Annotated in this window: 18 protein-coding genes, 1 other RNA gene and 1 pseudogene; 7 read left to right on the top strand and 13 right to left on the bottom strand. The window is 66.5% G+C overall.

The annotated features are described in order from the left end of the window. From JOY90_RS18090 to rsmH, 5 genes and pseudogenes are all read right to left on the bottom strand, one after another. A pseudogene (locus tag JOY90_RS18090) lies at positions 1 to 456 on the bottom strand (UDP-N-acetylmuramoyl-tripeptide--D-alanyl-D-alanine ligase); the annotation flags it as partial. Further along, positions 453 to 1,913 carry a UDP-N-acetylmuramoyl-L-alanyl-D-glutamate--2,6-diaminopimelate ligase gene (locus JOY90_RS18095; protein WP_291692483.1) on the bottom strand — a complete coding sequence of 487 codons (1,461 nt, stop codon included), beginning with the start codon at positions 1,911 to 1,913 and terminating at the stop codon, positions 453 to 455. The gene JOY90_RS18095 and the pseudogene JOY90_RS18090, both read right to left, overlap by 4 nt. Before the next feature lie 71 nt (positions 1,914 to 1,984). After that, complete coding sequence (locus JOY90_RS18100) at positions 1,985 to 3,733, bottom strand: penicillin-binding protein 2 (RefSeq protein WP_291692484.1); 1,749 nt, start codon at positions 3,731 to 3,733, stop codon at positions 1,985 to 1,987. Beyond that, positions 3,730 to 4,131 (bottom strand): hypothetical protein, encoded by a 402-nt coding sequence (locus JOY90_RS18105; RefSeq protein ID WP_291692485.1) that lies wholly within the window; start codon positions 4,129 to 4,131, stop codon positions 3,730 to 3,732. Before JOY90_RS18105 ends, JOY90_RS18100 begins: the two co-directional genes overlap by 4 nt. A 2-nt stretch (positions 4,132 to 4,133) precedes the next feature. After that, positions 4,134 to 5,129: a 16S rRNA (cytosine(1402)-N(4))-methyltransferase RsmH gene (rsmH, locus tag JOY90_RS18110; protein ID WP_291692486.1), complete on the bottom strand. Its 996-nt coding sequence runs from the start codon at positions 5,127 to 5,129 to the stop codon at positions 4,134 to 4,136. A gap of 533 nt (positions 5,130 to 5,662) precedes the next feature. Here rsmH and JOY90_RS18115 point away from each other — a divergent pair. Beyond that, on the top strand, positions 5,663 to 6,445 hold the full coding sequence (locus JOY90_RS18115) for an N-acetylmuramoyl-L-alanine amidase (protein WP_291692487.1): 783 nt from the start codon (positions 5,663 to 5,665) through the stop codon (positions 6,443 to 6,445). A 188-nt stretch (positions 6,446 to 6,633) separates the two neighbouring features. After that, positions 6,634 to 6,897: a hypothetical protein gene (locus JOY90_RS18120; RefSeq protein ID WP_291692488.1), complete on the top strand. Its 264-nt coding sequence runs from the start codon at positions 6,634 to 6,636 to the stop codon at positions 6,895 to 6,897. 231 nt (positions 6,898 to 7,128) lie between these two features. On the opposite strand, the gene JOY90_RS18125 is transcribed toward JOY90_RS18120, so the two are convergent. Further along, entirely contained in the window at positions 7,129 to 8,037 is a 909-nt protein-coding gene (locus tag JOY90_RS18125; RefSeq protein ID WP_291692489.1) for a LysR family transcriptional regulator, read from the bottom strand. A gap of 134 nt (positions 8,038 to 8,171) precedes the next feature. On the opposite strand from JOY90_RS18125, the gene JOY90_RS18130 reads away from it, so the two are divergent. The 3 genes from JOY90_RS18130 to JOY90_RS18140 are packed head-to-tail and all read left to right on the top strand — an operon-like array spanning position 8,172 to position 9,723. After that, on the top strand, positions 8,172 to 8,744 hold the full coding sequence (locus tag JOY90_RS18130; protein ID WP_291692490.1) for a cytochrome b/b6 domain-containing protein: 573 nt from the start codon (positions 8,172 to 8,174) through the stop codon (positions 8,742 to 8,744). After that, the gene (locus tag JOY90_RS18135; RefSeq protein WP_291692491.1) at positions 8,744 to 9,295 is read left to right on the top strand and encodes a hypothetical protein; all 552 of its coding nucleotides are present in this window, start codon (positions 8,744 to 8,746) and stop codon (positions 9,293 to 9,295) included. The genes JOY90_RS18130 and JOY90_RS18135 overlap by 1 nt, the downstream gene beginning before the upstream one ends. After that, on the top strand, positions 9,295 to 9,723 hold the full coding sequence (locus JOY90_RS18140) for a DUF4345 family protein (RefSeq protein WP_291692492.1): 429 nt from the start codon (positions 9,295 to 9,297) through the stop codon (positions 9,721 to 9,723). Before JOY90_RS18135 ends, JOY90_RS18140 begins: the two co-directional genes overlap by 1 nt. Here JOY90_RS18140 and JOY90_RS18145 read toward each other — a convergent pair. After that, positions 9,669 to 10,931, bottom strand: coding sequence for an RNA polymerase sigma factor (locus tag JOY90_RS18145; RefSeq protein ID WP_291692493.1), 1,263 nt, complete (start codon positions 10,929 to 10,931; stop codon positions 9,669 to 9,671). The two genes, JOY90_RS18140 and JOY90_RS18145, sit on opposite strands and share 55 nt — an antisense overlap. 126 nt (positions 10,932 to 11,057) lie before the next feature. Further along, the gene (locus tag JOY90_RS18150) at positions 11,058 to 11,408 is read right to left on the bottom strand and encodes a YciI family protein (protein WP_291692494.1); all 351 of its coding nucleotides are present in this window, start codon (positions 11,406 to 11,408) and stop codon (positions 11,058 to 11,060) included. Positions 11,409 to 11,554: 146 nt separating this feature from the next. Between JOY90_RS18150 and rnpB the strand changes: the two genes are divergently transcribed. After that, positions 11,555 to 11,985, top strand: an RNA gene (gene rnpB / locus JOY90_RS18155) — RNase P RNA component class A. A 54-nt stretch (positions 11,986 to 12,039) separates the two neighbouring features. On the opposite strand, the gene JOY90_RS18160 is transcribed toward rnpB, so the two are convergent. From JOY90_RS18160 to JOY90_RS18180, 5 genes are all read right to left on the bottom strand, one after another. Beyond that, on the bottom strand, positions 12,040 to 12,765 hold the full coding sequence (locus JOY90_RS18160) for an alpha/beta hydrolase (RefSeq protein ID WP_291692495.1): 726 nt from the start codon (positions 12,763 to 12,765) through the stop codon (positions 12,040 to 12,042). A gap of 46 nt (positions 12,766 to 12,811) precedes the next feature. After that, positions 12,812 to 14,125 carry an O-antigen ligase gene (locus tag JOY90_RS18165; RefSeq protein WP_291692496.1) on the bottom strand — a complete coding sequence of 438 codons (1,314 nt, stop codon included), beginning with the start codon at positions 14,123 to 14,125 and terminating at the stop codon, positions 12,812 to 12,814. A gap of 66 nt (positions 14,126 to 14,191) precedes the next feature. Next, a complete protein-coding gene (locus JOY90_RS18170) occupies positions 14,192 to 15,988 on the bottom strand; it encodes an ABC transporter ATP-binding protein (protein WP_291692497.1) in 1,797 nt (598 codons plus the stop codon). 314 nt (positions 15,989 to 16,302) lie between these two features. Further along, positions 16,303 to 17,889, bottom strand: coding sequence for a DHA2 family efflux MFS transporter permease subunit (locus JOY90_RS18175; protein ID WP_291692498.1), 1,587 nt, complete (start codon positions 17,887 to 17,889; stop codon positions 16,303 to 16,305). Positions 17,890 to 18,105: 216 nt separating this feature from the next. Next, a complete protein-coding gene (locus JOY90_RS18180; RefSeq protein WP_291692499.1) occupies positions 18,106 to 19,389 on the bottom strand; it encodes an HlyD family secretion protein in 1,284 nt (427 codons plus the stop codon). Between the two features lie 183 nt (positions 19,390 to 19,572). Between JOY90_RS18180 and JOY90_RS18185 the strand changes: the two genes are divergently transcribed. Continuing rightward, the gene (locus JOY90_RS18185) at positions 19,573 to 20,211 is read left to right on the top strand and encodes a TetR/AcrR family transcriptional regulator (RefSeq protein ID WP_291692500.1); all 639 of its coding nucleotides are present in this window, start codon (positions 19,573 to 19,575) and stop codon (positions 20,209 to 20,211) included. The last annotated feature ends 215 nt before the right edge of the window (positions 20,212 to 20,426 follow it).

Raw genomic sequence — 20,426 nt, forward strand, 5'->3', positions numbered from 1 at the left:
GCCCCAGAAATTGTTGAAGCTGCTCGGGCTCGCGTCCGCGCCGGGATAGGCGGCAACGAACTCTTTCGTACTGGTCTTGCCGGCGCTGCCGGTCAGCCCGATCACCGGCGCATGGAAGCGCGCCCGCGCCGCGCGTGCGAGCGCCCAGAGTCCATCGATCAGCGTGTCCTTCACCACGAGCTGCGGAACGCTGATGCCCGCGATCCGATGCGGGACGATCATCGCCGCCGCGCCGGCCGCTTCGGCGCCAGCCGCAAACTCCCAGCCGTCGCGCGCCGACGCGAAGCTGGAGACAAAACCGCCGCTCGGGGTGCCGCTCAAGGCGACGAACAGGCTGCCCGGTTTCACCAGCCGGCTGTCCTGGGTGACGAAGTCGATCGCGGTTTCCGGAAACGTCCCGGTCAGGCCCAGGGCGCGCGCGGCTTCGGCAATTGTCCACAATGCGGCTACGCTCATGCAACCCCCGGCGCCAGCGCGGCAGCGACTGCGTCGTGATCGGAGAACGGCAGCACGCGGTCGCCTATGATCTGGCCGGTCTCATGGCCCTTGCCGGCGATCACCAGCGCATCGCCCGGTTCGAGATCCTCGATGGCCGCGCGGATCGCGGCGGCGCGGTCGCCGATCTCGCGCGCCCCCTTTGCGGCGGCAAGGATCGCCGCCCGGATGGTCGCCGGGTCCTCGCTGCGCGGATTGTCGTCGGTGACGATCACACGATCGGCATGCTCGGCAGCGATCGCGCCCATCAACGGGCGCTTGCCATGATCGCGGTCGCCGCCGGCGCCGAACACCACGACGAGCCGGCGCTTCGCGTAAGGCCGCAGCGCCTGCAAGGCCTTGGCGAGCGCATCGGGCTTGTGCGCGTAGTCGACGAAGATCGGCGCGCCGTCGTGCTCGCCGACCAGCTCCAGCCGGCCCTTAGCGCCTTCGAGCGATTCGAGCGCGGCAAACACCGCCTCCGCGTCGCTGCCGGTGCCGATCGCAAGGCCCGCCGCGACCAGCGCGTTCTCGATCTGGAAGCCGCCGACCAGCGGCAGCTTGACCTGGAAGCGCCGCCCGCGATGCTGCAGCGCGAGTTGCTGGGCAAAGCCATCGATCGCGGCCTCGACCAGACGGATGCCGTCGCCTCGTCCATCGCCGTTGCGCCCGATCGTGATCAGCCGCAGGCCGCGTCCGCGCACGGCCGAAATCACCTCGGCCGAGCAGTCGTGATCGGCCGAGATCACCGCCGCACCATCGGAGGGAACGAGGTCGCGGAACAGCCGGAGCTTGGCGTTGAGATAATGCGCGACGTCGGGATGGTAATCCATGTGGTCACGCGACAGATTGGTGAAGCCGCCGGCCACGACGCGGACGCCGTCGAGCCGGAACTGATCGAGCCCGTGCGACGAGGCCTCGAACGCGAGATGGGTGACGCCGTCACGTGTAATCTCGTCGAGCTGGCGGTGCAGCGCGATCGGGTCCGGCGTGGTCAGCGAGCCGTAGACGGTCCGGCCCGGCGAGACCAGGCCGATGGTGCCGATGCTGGCGGAAGCATGCCCGAGCCGCTGCCAGATCTGCCGCGTGAAGGCGGCAACCGAGGTCTTGCCGCTGGTGCCGGTCACCGCGGCGATGGTCGCCGGTTGCCGCGGATAGAACCTCGCCGCCGCCAGCGCCAACGCGCGACGCGGATTGGCGGTCGCGACGAACGGCACGCGACAGCCGCCCGGCGGCGGGTGATCGCCCGCGACCGCGACGGCGCCGGCCGCAATCGCGGCATCGATAAAGTGCACGCCGTCGGTCTTGCTGCCGGCGAGCGCAAAAAAAAGATCACCCGGCTTGACCGCGCGGCTGTCGACGGCGAGCCCGCCGACGTCCATCGCCGCGGCTTGCGGGTCGAGCGTCACGTCGTCGCCGAAGAGGTCGCGAAGCTTCATGAACATCCAGTCGCACGAACGCAGGCAGCCTGCGGCGACCGGTCAAGACTCAGGCCGGCAGCCGCATTGGCTTACTGCGTCGGGCTGGATGCCGCAAGAATAAGGCGCTCGGGCGGCGGCAGGTCGAAGCGCGGTTCGATGCCCAGCAGCGGTGCGATGCGGGATATGACATTGCCGGCGGTCGGAACCGCGTTCCAGCCGGAGGCGATGAAGCCGTAGGTCTCCTTCAGCGCCTGCGGCTCGTCCAGCATGATCAGGAGCTGATAGCGCGGGTGGTCGGCCGGGATGATCGCGGTGAAGGCGGTCAGCACCCGCTTCTTGGCATAGCGGCCGTTGATGACCTTCTCGGCGGTGCCGGTCTTGCCGCCGATATAATAGCCGTTGACGTCGGCCTTTTTGGCGGTGCCGATCATGGCGTTGAGCCGCATCAGATAGCGCATCTTCTCCGACGTCTCGGGCTTGATGACGCGCTTGGCGAGCGCCTGCGCCTCTTCCTCGGAGCGCTTCAGGAAGGTCGGCGGGATCAGGAGACCGCCATTGGCGAGGGCGCTGACGCCCATCACCGCCTGCAGCGGCGCCACCGCGATGCCATGGCCGAAGGCGATGGTGATGGTGTTGAGGTCGCCCCAACGCTTCGGCACGATCGGCGAGGCGCTCTCGGGCAGCTCCGTGCGCAGCCGCTCGAGCTGCCCCATCTTGCGCAGGAACGCCTTGTGCGCCTCCACGCCCTGCGACAGCGCGATGCGCGCGGCGCCGACGTTGGAGGAGAAGGTGAAGACCTCCCTCATATTGAGGAAGCGGCCTTTCGGTTCGTCGTCATGGATGGCGAACTTGCCGTAATGCAGCGGTCCGCGCGCATCCCACGTCGAGTTGAGGTCGTACTTGCCGGTGTCGAGCGCCATCGCCAGGGTGAAGGCCTTGAAGGTCGAGCCCATCTCGTAGACGCCGGTGGTCAGACGGTTGATGCGATCCGGATCGTGCGCTTCCTTGGGATTGTTCGGATCGAAATCCGGCAGCGACACCATCGCGACGATCTCGCCGGTGTTGACGTTGGTCACGAGGCCCGAGGCGGCCTTGGCGTGGAACTTCTCCCTGGCCTTGGCCAGTTCGTCGCGCAGCGCGTGCTCGACGCGCAGGTCGACCGACAGCTCGATCGGGCGCTGCAATCGGTCGGTGGCGAAGCCGGCGCGGTGCAGGTCGGCGAGCCCGTTGGAATCGAGCCACTTCTCCATGCCGGCGATGCCCTGGTTGTCGATGTTGACGAGGCCGATCAGGTGGGCGACCTCGTTGCCGGTCGGATAGACGCGCTTGTTCTCGCGCAGGAAGCCGATGCCGGGAATGCCGAGGAGATGGATCTCCTGCTGCTGCCGCGGCGTGATCTCGCGCTTCAGCCAGACGAATCCCTTCTTCGACATGAGACGGTCGCGCACCTCGGGCGTATCGAGGTCCGGCAGGGTCGCGGTCAGGAGCTCGACCGCCTCGTCCTTGTCGATGATGCGGCGCGGCTCGCCGAACAGGCTAGGCGCCTTGACGTCGGTGGCAAGCACCTCGCCGTTGCGGTCAACGATGTCGGGCCGCGCGGTCGCGATCGCATCGCGCGCCGCCGCCTGCCGCGCGCCATGTGCGTCGGCCCCGACGGCGAACATCACGAGCCGGCCGGCAATGATCGCGTAGATTGCGGCGAAGACGAGCATGGCGAGGCCGACGCGGGCGCGCGCCTTGGCGGCGCGGTCGACATTGCGTCCGTAGAGCAAGCTGCGCAGGAAGCGCTGCCGCCAGGATTCCTTCCGTCGGGCATAGGAGGGCTCGGCGTCGCTCATTGCTGCTCTTCCGTCTGCGTCTGCTGCGGCACCGAGCCGGTGACGGATGTGGCATCGGCGGCGGCATCGATGGAGTCGATCATTGCGCCGATCGGATCGGGCGCGCCGGGACGTGCGAAGCTCGGCGGCCGCTCCGGCAGGCTCTTCAGGCCGGCATATTGATTGGCGTTGAGCGGTTTGAGCGGCAGGTGGCGTTCGACCAATCCCTGCAGCCGCGCCGGCGAATCGAGCTTGGCCCATTCCGAATGCAGCAGCGCGATGGCGTCACGCTCCTGCCGAATCTTGGCGCGCAGCTCGACCACGCGCTCGGTGCGGGCGGTCGAATCCATCTTGATCTGGTAGACATAGGCAGCGGCGAACACCAGCGCGCCGATCACGAGGAGATGGATGATCCGCACGATCAGCCTCCCCGCATCACGTCGGCGAGCCGCGGCCATGCCGGCGGCGCGCCGGATGAATGCGCGGCGGCGCCGGTGCGCTCGGCGGCACGGAGCTTGGCGGAGCGCGCGCGCGGATTGGCGGCGATCTCGTCGTCACCCGGAGCCAGCGGACGCTTGGTCAGGAGACGGAAGCTCGGCTCGGCCCGGGCCATTTCCGGCAGATGCCGGGAGCCGCCTGCGGTCTTGCTACGCTCGTTGAAGAAATTCTTGACGATGCGGTCTTCCAGCGAATGGAACGAGACGACCACGAGCCGGCCACCGGGTTTCAGCACGCGTTCGGCGGCGGCGAGCGCAAGCTGCAACTCGTCGAGCTCCTCGTTGACGAAGATGCGCAGTGCCTGGAATGTCCGCGTCGCCGGATGAATCTCGTTCGGCTTGGCGCGCACGACCCGGGCGACCAGGTCGGCAAGGGCTCGCGTGGTCGTGATCGGTTTGTCTTTGCGGCCCGCCACGATCGCGCGCGCGACACCGCGCGAATGACGCTCCTCGCCGAAAATATAGATGATGTCGGCGAGCTCGGCCTCGGAGGCCCGCGCGATCACGTCCGCGGCAGTCGGGCCGTCCTGCCCCATCCGCATGTCGAGGGGGCCGTCGAGCCGGAACGAGAAGCCCCGGCCAGCCTCGTCGAGCTGCATCGAGGAGACGCCGACATCCATCACCACGCCGTCGACGGTCGCAAGACCTTCCGCAGCGCAGACATCCGCCAGGTGCGAGAAGCGGTCCTCGACCAGCGTCAGCCGTCCCTCCGACCTGTCGACCAGCTCGAAGCCGCCGGCGATCGCGGTGCGGTCGCGGTCGACGCCGACGACGCGGGTTCCCGGCGTGCCGAGGATCATCCGGCTGTAGCCGCCGGCCCCAAAAGTGGCATCAACATAGACGCCGCCGTCGCGCGGGCCGAGCAATTCGACAGCCTCACGGGAAAGAACGGAGAGGTGACTCGGGCCGGCCGGGCTCATGCGTCGGAACCTGGCTCGATCCGGCATGACTTGCGGAAAACGGACGCGAATGCAGCCATTGCGCCTCAAATCCCCTCGGTCCAGTCGGCGTTCCGGGCGCAGGCCAGTCCCTCGCCCCCCAAACCGCGAACCCTCACACGGATTTTGCTGGGTTGCCATGGGACTCGAACGTCAAAGAGGGCGCGGTGCCGCTCCCGTGAGGGGCCGGTTTCAACCTCCTCAATAACGGCATTTAGCGTTAAGAAACCGTTGATGAATTGCGACAAAAACCGGACCGACCATGACGGAACCAGGCGCCATTCAGCGCAAGGTGCTGCGCTGCGCACACACTCGCACGAAATGCGAGTCCTTCGACCGCGTCCGGATTGCGCAAGCTCCATCATCGGCGAATAGTGGAAGCGCTATCGCGTTTCATCAAATCCCTTTGTCCTGCGTCCGGTTTGACTCCTCCCATGTCGCTTGGTTCTTTCGCCTCCGATGCCCCTGATTCGAAGCGTCAACGTATCCTGCCGATACCCGGGGCGAGCGCGAGCATGAAGACCTTCACCCCCGATTCCTCGATCGTCTCCGACGTGATCCCGTCTCCGAATTTCGGTGAGCGCAACAAGGGCCGGCAGCCCGACATGATCGTACTGCATTATACCGGCATGCCCGACGTCGAGGGCGCGATCGCCAAACTGTGCACGGCGGGGACCGAACTGTCGGCACATTATATCGTGCTGGAGGATGGCCGCATCGTGCAATGCGTGCCCGAAGCGAAACGGGCATGGCACGCCGGCGTATCGTCCTGGGCCGGCGAGGACGACATCAACTCCTGCTCGATCGGCATCGAGATTGTCAATCGCGGCCATGATTGGGACTATCCCGACTTCCCATTGCGCCAGATCGCGGCCGTGATCGCGCTGTGCCGCGGCATCATGCTGCGCCGGCAGGTGCCGAGCCACCGCGTGCTCGGCCATTCCGACATCGCGCCGGCGCGCAAGAAGGATCCGGGCGAGAAATTTCCCTGGCATTCGCTGGCGAACTCCGGCGTCGGTCACTGGGTGCAGCCGGCGCCGATCGCGCAGAGCGAAAGTCTGAAACTCGGCAGCATCAGCGACGAGGTCCGCGACCTGCAGATGGCGCTCGCCGCCTATGGCTACGGCGTGCCCGTCACCGGAAGATTCGACGGGTCGACGCTCGAAGTGGTCGCGGCGTTCCAGCGCCACTTCCGTCCCGCCCGCGTCGACGGCATCGCCGACCGCTCGACGCTCACGACGCTGCATGCGCTGCTGACAAGCCTGCCGGCCGAGGCGCGGGTGCGCGCGGCACGGTAGGCATCGCCTTCCGTTACGACGTTGCGGCCGCAACCTTCATGATGCGTGCGAGCAGCGTCCGCCGGCAAGGCCAGATCGCCGGTGAAGATGCTGGCTCCCAGGAAAATCGGCAGGTTCTCGACATACTGGCCGTTGCGCAGCACCGTGGTGCCCGCTCCGCTCGAGGCGAGATAGGTTTCGGTGTCGTGATGACCGGCCGCCACGTCGAACGGCGTGCCCGGCCTTTGCACGATGGACGTGTAGAAGACGTGCTCGATGCCGCCGCCGCGTCGATCGCGTTGCGCTGCTCCTCGAACCGCGCGGCATTGCCCGGCGTCCGGGTCGAGATCAGGAGCACGCGGCGCGCGCCCTCGAACGCATGGTCCAGCGAGGCCGGCTCGCCGAAATCGCCGCGCCGGACACGGATGCCTGCCGCCGCGAGCGGAGCGGCCTTTTCCGGCGCCGTACGCTGACGCCCAGTTCGGAAGACTTCGCGAAACGCTGCAACTGCGCGATGACGCCGGAGCCCAGGCCTCCCCTTGCGCCGGTGATGACGATCTCCCGAAAATCCTGTGGCATCGCACATCCTTCTCGCTTGCTGTGCCTGACAGATGATGCATCGACGCAGCGAACCGCAATGCGGCCCGCGGCGGATGGCACGTTCGGAAAACTCGACCAATCCGGGACGGACAATCGAGCCGAGCTCACATGCGCTTGCGCGCGGACACCTCCGCCTTCAAGGTTTCGATCAGGGCCTGCAGCGCGGCCGGCATCTGCCGACGGCTTGGATAGTAGAGGTAGAAGCCCACCGAGCGCGGCCGCCAGTCCTCCAACACCGCCACGAGCTTCTTGCTCGCAAGGTTTGCCTCCACCGTGTGACGCGGCACGCGCGCCAGCGCCAGACCGTCGAGCGCAGCCCGCACCGCAAGCTCGCTGTCGCCGGTGATCAGCGAACCCTTGACGTCGACCTCGAGACTCCTGCCGCGCTTCTCGAACACCCAGCGATGAAATGCGTTGCTGGCGTAGCGCATCCGCGTGCAATTGTGCGAGCTGACATCGGACGGCTCCCTCGGCGTGCCGTGGTGGCGAAGATAATCCGGCGATCCCACCACCGTGGGCTGTGCGTCCTCGCCGACGCGAAGCGCAATCATGTCCTGCTCGACCCGGTGGCCCGGTCTGATGCCGGCGTCGAAGCGATCGCGCACGATGTCGGTCAGCGTGCTGTCGATCGTGACCTCCAGCGTGACCGCGGGGTAGGCGTGCAGAAACCGCGACAGGATCGGCTCGATGATAGTGCGCGCCGCCGGCCGCGGCACGGTGATCCTCAAGTGACCGGCCGGGCTGTCGCGAAACGCATTCACCGATTCGAGTGCCGCATCGAGATTGTCGAGCAGCGGCCTGAGCTGCGCCAGGAGCCGCTCGCCCGCTTCTGTCAGCGCCACGCTGCGCGTCGTGCGATTGAGGAGCCGCACCCCGAGCCGCTCCTCCAGCGCCCGCAGGCTCTCGCTGAGAGAGGAGCGCGAGACGCCGAGCTGCGTCGCAGCCTTGGCGAAGCTCGCGCGCTCGGCAATCGCGACGAAGGCGCTCATCTCGGCGATCGAGGCTTTTCGCATTGTTCGGAAACTCCGACTGCGTCGTCCGGAACGGGCCAGATTGTCGAACAGACCCCGACGCTGCACCTTGTCGCGCAGGTCGTGGCGGTGCTGCAAGGGCGGCAGCGCCGCAGTGACGGACTGGAGGAACGAAATTGACCGCTGTCTCCCGCTATCATCCGGCTCTGATCGCACTGCACTGGACGCTGGCGTTCCTGATCATCGCTGCGCTCGCGCTCGGCGCCTTCGCCTTGGTGAAGATTCCGAACACCAGCCCGATGAAGATCGAAGGACTGCGCAGCCACATGACCGGCGGCCTCATCATCCTGGCGCTGATGCTGGTTCGGCTCGCGATCCGGATCGCCAGTGCGCATCCGCCACCGGCGACGACCGGTGACCGGAGGCTCGACCGGATCGCCTGGGCCTCGCACCGGCTGTTCTATGTCACCGTGATCGCGATGGCGGCGAGCGGCCTCACCATGGCCCTGCAGACCGGGGCGTTCGACGCTGTGTTCCTGGGACATGGCGAGGTCCCGGCGGACTTCTGGGTCTTCCCGATTCGCAGCGTCCACTACGCGCTGTCGCGACTGCTGATGGCGCTGATTGCCCTGCACGTGGTGGCCGCCTTCTATCACGCCGTCGTGCTGTGCGATGGATTGCTCCGCCGCATGTTGTTCGGCCGGCGCAGGGCCGCGCCGGCGAATCCCCCGCTTGCCGAGGTACGATGATGAACATCCTCGTCTCCGCCCAGGCGGGCGCCCAGCTTGGGTCGCTTCTCGTCTTCGTCGCCATCGCACGATGGTATGTCGCGCCCTGGCTATCGGCGCGCGGCCGCGCCGAGGCCCTGATCGCCCTGCTCTGGCTTCACGTCTTCCGCTACGTCGCGCTGCAGGTGTTCGCCGCGCAGCACGAAGGCTTTCCGGCCTCGACGGATGTCGCGCTGGAGATCGCCATCGGCGATGTCGGCGGCGCGGCGCTAGCGTTTGCAGCGATCGTGCTGCTGCGCCAGCGAGCCTTCGCCGGAATCTTGGTTTCGTGGATCCTCGTGATCGAGACGATCACCGATACGATCCTCAACATCCGCGGCGGCATCGAGGAGCACCTGATGGGCGCAGCTACCGGCGTCGTCTGGATGATCCTGATGTTTTTCGTTCCCGCCGTCGTCGTCGGCATCGGCCTCATCGCCGGGCAGCTCATCACGCGGCGACACGAGGCGCTGGCAGCCGATCGGAGAAACCATGAGCCGTTCGGAGCCGGCCTGCCGCAGGGGCACACCTGATGTCGAAATCCGTCGTTCCCTGGATCAGCCGCGCGGTGCTGCTGGCGGCGTTCGTCGTGCTGGTGCTGATCGGCCGCAAGTTCATCGGCGATCCCGTCGGTGCTGCGGCGGCGTCCGGCATCACACTCGGCTCGCCGCTTGCGGTCACCAACATGCGCGCAAGCTTCGGCGCCTTTCCGCTCGGCTGCGCGCCGTTTGTCCTGCTTTGCCTTCTCACCGCGAGCCTGCGCAAGACCGGGCTGGCATTCGTCGCGCTCCTCATCGGCACGGCGGCGGCGGTGCGCATTTTCGGCGTCATTGCCGACGGCACTTTCGCCGAGAGTGCCCGGGTGTTGACAGCGGAGACAATGCTGTTCGGCCTTTGCCTCGTGGCTTATACCGGCGAACGGCTCGGCGGCTTCGGAAGCTCCGCAAGCCGCCGCGCATAGAGCCGCCGCAGCGGCTCCAGCCCCGTCGCGGCGCTGGCGGCGAGATAGGCCTCGCGGGCGGCTTCGTGGCGCCCGAGCCGACGCAGCAGATCAGCACGCACTGCGGGCAACAGGTCATAGCCGTCGAGGCTGCCGCGCGCGGCGAGTGTATTGATCAGGTCGAGCGCCCGCGCCGGCCCGTCCACCATCGATACCGCAGCCGCATGGTTGAGCTCGATCACCGGCGACGGCGCGATGCGCAGCAGCACCTCGTAGAGACCGGCAATCTGCGGCCAGTCGGTGTCGGCATGGTTCGGTGCCCGCGCATGCAATGCGGCGATCGCGGCCTGCACCACATAGGGTTGCGGCCGCCCCGGGACCCCCAGCGCCGCCTCCACCAGCGCCAATCCCTCGGCGATCTGCGACCGGTCCCACAGCGATCGATCCTGCTCCTCCAGCAGCACGATGTCGCCGCCCGGAGTCGCGCGGCCGGCGCGGCGGGCATCGTGCAGCAGCATCAGGGCCAACAAGCCCTTGATCTCGCTGCGGCCGGCCATCAGCACGTCCAGCAGGCGAGCAAGCCGGATCGCCTCGCGCGCGAGGTCGGGGCGCATCAGATCCTCGCCCGAGGTCGCGACATAGCCTTCGGTGAAGACGAGATAGATCACCGCCAGCACGCCATTCAATCGCGGCGCCAGCGCATCGGGTGCCGGCACCTCATAGGCGATGCCGGCCAGCCGAATCTTCTGCTTGGCGCGGACCAGGCGCTGGCTCATCGCGTCCTCGCTGACCAGGAAGGCGCGCGCGACTTCCGCGGTGGTCAACCCGCAGATCGTGCGCAAGGTCAGCGCAATCTGCACGTCCGGAGCGAAAGAAGGATGGCAGCAGGTGAAGATCAGCCGCAGCATGTCGTCATCGAGCGCGACGGGGTCGGCGGCGTCATCGGCGCATGTCGCGTTGAGCTCGATCTCGTGGATCAGTTGCTGCTGCTTGCCGCGGAACGCGACCTGGCGGCGCACGCGGTCGATCGCCTTGTTGCGTCCGACGCTGACCAGCCAGGCGCGCGGATTGGTGGGCGCAGCCTCGCGAGGCCAGCGCTCCAGCGCGACCGCGAACGCATCCTGCAGCGCGTCCTCGGCGAGATCGAAATCGCCGACGAGGCGGATCAGCGTTGCTAACGCCCGGGCCGCTTCACCGCGGAAGATCGTCTCGATCTCACTGGCGGTCATGGACACAACACTCTCACTGTCGTTCCGGGACGTACAAACACGAAACCCCAATGCGCAATTGCGCATTGGGGAAGCTCGGGATTCCCGGCTCGACACGCCCATCGCGCCGGAATGGCGGCTTCGCTGTCAATTATAGACCCAGATGGGCCGCACCTCGATCGAGCCGACCCGGGCGCCGGGAATCCGCGCCGCAATGCTGATCGCGGCGTCGAGGTCCTTGGCCTCGACCAGATAATAGCCGCCGAGCTGCTCGCGGGTCTCGGCGAACGGCCCGTCAGTGGTCAGCATCTTGCCGTCGCGGACACGCACGGTGGTCGCCGTCGTGGTCGGCTGCAGCCGGTCGCCAGCCTTGAAATTGCCGCTCTCGATGATCGATTTGGTGAAGGCTTGGTATTCACCGAGCATCTGCTGGCTCGCTGCCGCACCGATCTTGGCGTACTCGGCTTCATTGGTATAGATCATCAACAAGTATTGCATGGGGTCACTCCTCTGCTTCGGCTGGATCGCCGACATCCAGTCGGGCGAACGGAGCCTGGAACGACATCATCGCGCAATTTATTTTGCGCCTTCACGAGACCGTCAACATCTTGACGCGGCAGACTTCAGCCTCCATGGCTAGGGCGTCAGTCGGCTGGACGGCCGCTCCCGCAAGCGCCGAAAGGCCGCGGGGGAGGAAAGTCCGGGCTCCATCGACAAGCGGTGCCGGATAACGTCCGGCGGGGGCGACCCCAGGGAAAGTGCCACAGAGAACGAACCGCCCGCCTCCGCCCTTCGGGCTCCGGCGCGGCAAGGGTGAAAAGGTGCGGCAAGAGCGCACCGCGGCTCCGGCAACGGAACCGGCATGGTAAACCCCACCGGGAGCAAGACCGAATAGGGACGGCACACGCGGACGGTTCGCGAAAGCGATAACGCCGCGGGGGTTTTGTCAGGCTCGCCGTCCGGGTAGGTTGCCCGAGGCCATGTGCGAACATGGTCCCAGAGGAATGGCCGTCACGTATCGCCGGCGCGAGCCGGCGGTGCCCTACAGAACCCGGCTTACAGGCCGGCTGATATGTTCAATGAGGGGTTCGGCGTCAACCGCGCCGGGCCCCTCGCCATGTGGGCCGAGCTATCCGGCAACGATCTCCTGCAACAGCGCCATCAGCGCGTCCGGCGCGGTGACGCCCGGCGAATGGCTGGCGTCGATCTCGAAATAGCGCCAGCCGGCCTCGCTCCTTGCGCGCTTTGCGAACTGGCCGAACACGTCGGTCGGCGCCATGCGGGTGGCGTAGACGTAGCTGCGCGGCAGGCGCGTCTCGCCATGCGTGAGCTTCAAACTGGTCTCGAAGCATTTGAGCGGCATCGGGACACGGCGCGCCTTCAGCCATTCGAGATCGGCCGGCGGCGTGTCCGCGGGCGTCGGATTCGGCGGGATGCGCCAGCCGTCGCCAGCAGCTGCACCTTCGCGCATCCGCTGCCGCTCCGATTCCGGCAGGAAATCGAGCAGGCACTGTCCGTCACCCGGCACGAAGGCATCGAGATAGATCAGCTGCGCGATGCAGTCCCGGGCGCGGTCGGCGACGCCGGTCGCGACCATGCCGCCATAGGAATGGCCGAGCAGGACGATGTCGTGCAGATCCTCGTAGCGGATGACGTTCAGGACGTCATCGATGTGGGTTTCCAGATCGATTGCGGGATTGGCCAGATGGGCGCGCTCGCCGAGACCCGTATAGGTCGGCGTCAGCAGCCGATGGCCGGCGGCGCGCATCAGCGGATGCACCTTCTTCCACGACCACCCGCCGCCCCAGGCGCCGTGACAGACGAGGAAAGTCCTTTGCGGAGAAGCGTTGCTCATCGGGCGTCGTTGCTCATCGGGCGTCTCCATCAGGTGGCGAACTGCCTCACGTCTCAATCGCCTTTGCCGAGCCTGGCTCGCCGGCACGGGCCGCGAGCGTCATGCCCGCGGCAACGCCCACGCCCACCACGTAGATCCAGCCCTCGGTGAAATCGAACAGATGCGAGTTGAACAGCGAGGTGAAGACGTTCTGGACCACGACCAGGAGTCCGATCCAGGCGACGAGGCCCTCGCCGCGGAACAGCAGCAGATGGGTCAGCCACATCGCGTAGAGCAGGATGACGCCGAGCACGCCCCACTGCACCGCGACGTTCAGCGTCTGGTTATGCGGATTGCCGACAACCTGGCCACGCGCGCCGGTCTCGCCGACCGCCGCCTGCTCGAACAGGCCGCGCGTCGAGCCGGTGCCGTGACCGATCACCGGCGCGTTGCCGATGAATCCGACCGCCTTCTGCCAATAGATCAGCCGCGAGCCGATGCCGCTTTCGAGATTCAGGGTCTCGGTGTTGTGGTAGTCGGTGAAGAATTTTCCGATCGTGGCGCGCAGTTGGGAGGAACTGAACCAGACCACGACCGCGAGCAGGATGATGACACCGAGTGAAGCCAGCGCCACCCGGAGCCGCAAATGCAGCAGCGCGAATACCGCCAGCATGATCGGCATCGTCACCAGCGCCGTGCGCGAGGTGATCACGAACATCATGTTGGCGACGAAGCCGAGCGCGATCAGAGCCAGCAACAGCGCCTCGCGGATTCGCTTTTCCTTGAGCAAAGCCAACACCGGATAGGCGAGCGCGATCGCGCAGAGCGAGAATTCCTGCCCCTGGTCGATGTAGTCCTTGACGAAGATGCCGTTGGTCGGCGCAACAGGCACGCGCGAGAACAATTGCTTGATCGACAGACCGGGATCGAAGGCAACCGCGCAGGACACCAGCGCGAGCACGGCGCAGGACGCCAGGAACGCGATGAAGACGGCAAGCCCGCCGCGCGGCGCACGCTCGAAATGATAGACGAACAGCGGCAGCACGAGGAATTTCGCGATCGGGCTCAGGCCGTGCAGGCGCAGCGCCCAGGGCGCCTCCGACCACAGCATGCCCACCACGGCCAGCACGAACAGAGCGATCGGCAGCACCGAGACCGGCCGCGTCAGCGACCGCAGCAGCGCCCGCGGCTCGACGGTCGGAACCAGCGCGATCAGCCACAGCGTCGCCGCGACCCCGACGCCGGTGGTCGACCACGGCACCATGATCGCGGTCAGCGCCGCCAGCCGGTCGACGATGCGCAGCTGCAGCGCCGGATCGCGCAGCGCCGTCCAGAAGGTCGAAGACCGCGACGGACCGGTTTCTCCTATCGTCTCAGACATCCAGTCCCTTCACTTCGTCTGGTGCAGCCCGCGGCAACCTAGCCGAAGCCGTTGCCGCGGGACAGCCTATTCCGCCGCCGAGATGAACTCGGTGGCCTGGCGCTCGAACAGGGAGCGATAGATGCCGTCCCGGCGCGTGGTCAAGACCGCATGGGTGCCCTGCTCGACGATCCTGCCGTGATCGAACACCAGGATTCGATCGAGGCTGCGGACCGTCGACAGCCGGTGCGCGATCACGATCGAGGTACGGTCCTTCATCAGCCGCACCATCGCCTCCTGGATCAGCGCCTCCGATTCCGAATCGAGGCTCGAGGTCGCCTCGTCCAGGATCAGGATCGGCGCGTCCGCCAGGAACGCGCGCGCCAGCGCCACCCGCTGCCGCTCGCCACCCGACAATTTCACCCCGCGCTCGCCGACCAGGGTGCCGTAGCCACTCGGCAGGCGCAGGATGAAGTCGTGCGCGTTGGCGAGCCGCGCCGCCTGCTCGATCGCCGCCAGGCTGGCGCCGGGCCGGCCATAAGCGACGTTCTCGGCAAGCGAGCGGTGGAACAGGATCGGGTCCTGCTGCACGATCGCGATCTGGCTGCGCAGCGATTGCTGCGCCGCCTTGGCGATGTCCTGACCGTCAATCAGGATGCGTCCGCCGGAGACGTCGTAGAGCCGCTGCACCAGCTTGACGAAGGTCGTTTTGCCAGAGCCGGAGCGGCCGACCAGCCCGACCCGTTCGCCGGCGCGGATGTCGACCGACAGGCCGTCATAGAGCGGAGCCCGGTGACCGCCATAATGGAAGGTCACGTCCTCGAACACGATGCGTCCGCCCTCGATCGCGATCGGCTTCGCGTCGGATGCGTCGGCAATGCCGATCGGCTCGCCGTGGATCTGGACCAGCTCCTCCATGTCGTTCACCGAGCGCTGCAGGTTGTTGATATGCATGCCGACATCCCGCAGGTAGGCGTGGATGATGTAGTAGCTCGTCAGCACATAGGTCACGTCGCCCGGCGAGGCGCGGCCGGCCATCCACAAGAGCAGCGAGCCGCCGATCACCGAGGCGCGCAGGCAGAGCAGCGCCGCGAGCTGTACGGCGTTGATCGTGTTGTAGCGCAGCCAGCTCCGCTTCACCCGCTTGCGCCAGCGACCGATGACGCGCATCAGCCGCGCGTCCTCGCGCGCCTCCGCTCCGAACGATTTCACCACCGCATTGCAGGTCAAGGCGTCGGCCAGCGTACCGCCGACCTTGGTGTCCCAGGCGTTGGAAATCCGCGCCGCCGGTGCGATGTAGCGGATCGACAGCGTCACCGTCATCGTGATGTAGATCGCAGCACCCACCAGGATCACCAGCCCCAGCACCGACCAGTGCAGCCCCAGCAGCACCATCGAGCCGAACAGCACGACCAGCGAGGGCAGCAGCGCCAGCAGGATGGTGTCGTTGTAGAGGTCGAGCGCCCACATGCCGCGCGTGATCTTGCGCACGGTCGAGCCGGCGAAGGAGTTGGCGTGCCAGTCGGTCGAGAACCGCTGCACCCGCATGAAGGCGTCACGGGCGACGTCCGACATGATCCGCAGCGTGAACGGCACGATCGCCTGCAAGCCGATCTGCCGCAGCACGATCGAGGAGAAGCCCAGCGCCACGATGCCGCTGAACGCAACAAGCGCCGCATGGCGCGCGTCCGGATCGGCCGAGCCGTGCGTCAGGGCGTCAACCAGATGGCCGGAGAAGATCGGCATGAACAGGTCCGCCACGGTTGCGCCCACCAGGCCGAAGGCGATGGTGAGCGTCAGGATGGGCTGCTCGAGCCAGTGGTGGAATACGAACGGCATCACGATGCGGATGGCCGCTCTCGACTTCTTCGCTTGGTCGCTCATGGCACAATCCGGCCGTGCTCGCGCACGCGCCGGCTCCAATAGGGGCGCATGACGGGCAAGGGCCGCGCGCAGGCGCCGTTTGAAATCAGGGACTTATGGGAAGCGTTGGAGATCGGGGCAAACGACCCGATCGGTGCTGGCGAAGGCTGCTTCTAGCGGGAGCAGGCGACGGTTACGGCATCCAGCGAAAGCATCGGACGCGGGCGTGCGATCTGCGAATATGCGGAAATCATGCAAATCCTCCCGGTTCGAGCGACAATCTAGCGCTTATAGCTGTGTCGCCGCCGATTTGCAACAGCCCGCGCCCGCGCGCGCTAATGCGCATCGCCTCCGGCCGCAGCCATATTCGGCTTGTTCAGGAACATGACCAGCACGCTCAGGCCGAGATAGAACAGCGTCAGCAGGAAGAAGGCATCGCCATAGCTCATCACCACCGCCTGGCGGTGCACGATCTGCGACAATTGCTTCATCGCCATCAGCGCCGCATCGCCCATGCCCCGCGCGCGCTGGGTCAGCGTGTTGAGCGTCTCGACCGCGGTCTGATTGGCCCAGGTGACGCGGTCCTGCAGGCGTGAGATGTGCAGGTCGGTGCGGTCGTTCAGCGCCTCGTTGATCAGCGCGAGCCCGAGCGCGCCGCCGAGATTGCGCATCAGGTTGAACAGGCCGGAGGCGTTCTTGAGGCGGTCCGGCGGCAGCGTGCCGAGCGCGACATTGTTGGTCGGCACCATTGCGAACATCATGCCGATGCCGCGCAGGATCTGCGGCACCAGCAGCTCGTAGAAATCATAGTCGCGGGTGATCCAGGTCATCTGGTAGGAGCCGATGCCGAAGATGATCAGGCCGACCGCGATGATGGCGCGCATGTCGTAGCGCAGCATCAACCGACCGACCACCGGCGCCATCAGGAACATGGTGATGCCGGAGACGAACATGGTGTCGCCGATCATCAGCGCGCTGTAGCCGCGCACCTCGGCGAGATAGCGCGGATAGATGTAGGTCAACCCGTAGAGGCCGATGCCGATGCAGAACTGCAGGACGCAGCCGACCGCGAAATTGCGGTCGGTGAAGGCGCGCAGGTCGACGATCGGCTCGTCCGCGGTGAAGACACGGATGAAGAAGGCCACCGCGGAGGTGAAGCTGATCGCGGCGCAGATCGCGACCGAGGTGTCCTGCAGCCATTCATATTGCGGGCCTTCCTCCAGCACATATTCCAGCGCGCCGAGAAAGCCCGCCATGAAGATCAGGCCCCACCAGTCGAAGCGGTCGAGCAGCGCGAAGTTCGGCGTATCGAAATCGACCAGCACCAGCACGCCGACGGTGATGATGATTCCGGGCACGACGTTGATGAAGAACAGCCAGTGCCACGACATCGCATCGGTAATGTAGCCGCCGACCGTCGGACCCACGGTCGGCGCCAGCGTCGCGACCAGCCCGATGATCGGGCCGACGATGTAGAATTTCGAGCGCGGGAACACGGTGTAGGCCGAGGCGAACACGGTCGGGATCATGCCGGCGCCGAGAAAGCCCTGGATCGCGCGCCACAGGATCATCTCCGCGCTGGAGGAGGCGAAACCGCAGAGCAGGCTCGACACCGTGAAGCCGAAGGCCGAGATCGCAAACAACAGCCGCGTGCCGAGCGCGCGTGACAGGAACCCCGACAAGGGAATCGCGATCACCTCGGCGATCAGATAGGCGGTCTGGACCCAGGACACCTCGGTCGAGCTCGCCGACAGCCCGGCCTGGATATCGGTGAGCGAGGCCGAGACGATCTGGATGTCCAGGATCGACATGAACATCCCGAACACCATGATCAGGAACGCGACCAGCCGCTTCGGCGCGATGCGCTCGGAGGCGGCCGTGGGGGCGATCAGCTCGGGAGTGGCGGTGGTAGCGTCGGCCATGGTTGATTCAGCTTTTGGGAGGCGCTGGCGCGGCGGTCGGGGTGCGCTCCCTCCCCCCTTGCGGGGGAGGGTTGGGGAGGGGGGTAGCCGCAACGGCGGTGTTCGTGGCTACCCCCTTCCCCAACCCCTCCCCGCAAGGGGGAGGGGAGCTCACTTCCGATGCCGCTGCAGTCTGTTTCACTCTTGCCTGGTGTTACTGCTCAGTCTCCCCGCCCCTCACTGCGGATGGATCATCATCGGCGAGTCGAGATCGGTGGTGGCGTCGGCGTCGTCGGCACCGCTTGTGGTATCCACGGTGGCGTAGACCGACATGCCGGCGCGCAGGAGATTTTCGCGCGCGACATCCTTCGGGACGCGGATGCGCACCGGCAATCGCTGCACGATCTTGGTGAAATTGCCGGTGGCGTTGTCCGGCGGCAGCAGCGTGAACACCGAGCCCGCCGCGGGCGAGATGCTCTGCACCGTGCCGGCAAACTTGCGATGGCCGTAGGCGTCGACCGAGATCGTCACCGGCTGGCCGGGACGGATGCGGTTGAGCTGCGTCTCCTTGAAGTTGGCGTCGATGAACACCTCGTCGAGCGGCACGACGTTGCCGAGCCGCTGGCCGACATTGACGTAGTCGCCGGCGTTGACCAGGCGGTTGGAGAAGGTGCCGTCGACCGGCGCGCGCACATTGGTGAAATCGAGATCGCGCTCGGCCTTGGCGAGCGTGGTCTTCAATTCCGCAAGCTGGGCCTCCGCTTCGGCCTGCTGCGCCTTGGTCACCTCGACATTGTCGCGGGCGTTGTCATAGGCGGCCTGCGCCGCCTTGACGCCGGCCGCGCCCTGGTCGCGCGCAGCCTCGGACTGCTCGAAGGTTGCGTGCGATGCAAATCCCTTGGTGTTCAGCGACTGCTGGCGATCATAGTCGAGGTCGGCGCGCTTCAGGCCGGCCTGTGCGGAGACGAGATTCGCCTCGGCCTGCTCGACCGCGCTCTGCTGCGCGGTGACCTGGCGGCCGATGCGCTCGATCGTCGCCTGCTGCGTCTTGATCCTGGTGCGCGCCGCGTCGACCGCGATCCGATAGTCGCCGTCGTCGATTCGCAGGATCACCTCGCCCTTGCGCACCAGCGCGTTGTCGCCGGGAACGATCGCCGCGACGTGGCCGGCGACCCGCGCGCCCAGCATGGTGTTGTTGGCGCGGACATAGGCGTCGTCGGTCGAGACGAAGAAGCGCCCGATCATGACGTAATAGGTGCCGTAGCCCGCGGCGGCGAGCGCCAGCAGCAGGCCCACGCCCATCAGCACGAATTTGCGTTTGGCCGATTTGGGCCTGGCGGTCGGCGCCGAAGCCTGAGGAGATGCCGGCTTGTCGACTGCCGGCGTCTGGGCCGGCCCACGCCTCGCCTCCTCGGCCACATGGCTGCGGAGCTGTTCGCCAAGGGCTGCGGTTTCGTTGGGCCCGGCCTCTTCCGGCTCGGCACGGACGATCCGAGCGGCCTGGTCTCTTGCTGCGGCCATCAAGGCCTCCTCACCTGATTCTGTCGCAATGCACCCAAAGCCAAACCAGCTCGGTCGCCTCGCACCGTCGGATTAGCATTGACCGAACCGTTCGGTCAATATACATCCAGCGTGGGGATGTTAGAAGCCCTATACCTGTCGTCACCTTACCGTCCGTGAAAACTTTGCCCGGAATCTAAACCAATGGTTGCATCCGATCGTCAATCCCTCCGACTCGTCAGCGACGAGGACTCGTCGAAGCGACGCCAGATCCTGGAGGGCGCCCGCAAGGTATTCATGGATCTGGGCTTCGACGGGGCGAGCATGGGCGAGATCGCCCGCGCTGCCGGCGTCTCCAAGGGGACGCTTTACGTCTACTTCGCCGACAAGTGCCGCCTGTTCGAAGCCATCGTCGAGGAGGAGAGCCTGCAGCAGGGCGAGATCGCCTTCAATTTCGATCCCGCGCGCGACGTGCCGACCGCGCTCGCCGAATTCGGCGACGCCTATATCGCGATGATCTGCCGCCCCGGCGGCGGCTCGGCGATCCGCACCGTGATGGCGATCGCCGAGCGCATGCCCGATGTCGGCCGCCGCTACTACGAGCGCGTGCTGGAGAAGACGATCGGACGGCTTGCCGCCTATCTCGAAGCGCATGTGGCGATGGGCGAGCTTATCATGGACGACTGCCAGCTCGCGGCCTCGCAGTTCATGCTGATGTGCCAGGCCTCGCTGTTCCTGCCGTTCATCTTCCAGGCCGCCCCCGCCCCTTCGCCGGAACGCATCAAGACCGTAATCGACAGCGCGGTGCGGATGTTCCTGCTGGCATATGCGGTGAAGGGCTGATTGATTGCAGGAAGACTCGGAGGGTGGGCAAAGGCGCGCACGCGACGATGCAACGCATGGCGCGGAGCCCGGTGCCCACCATTCTGTCGACGCCATTGCTCCAGATGGTGGGCACGCTTCGCCTTCGCTCTTCGAGCTTCGGCGAAGCTTAGGTAGAGTCGAGGAGCGGCGCGGTGACTTGGGGCATGCGCCATCGTTCCGTTTCCGCTCCCCGC

The organism is Bradyrhizobium sp. (assembly GCF_019242285.1).
Taxonomy (GTDB): domain Bacteria; phylum Pseudomonadota; class Alphaproteobacteria; order Rhizobiales; family Xanthobacteraceae; genus Bradyrhizobium.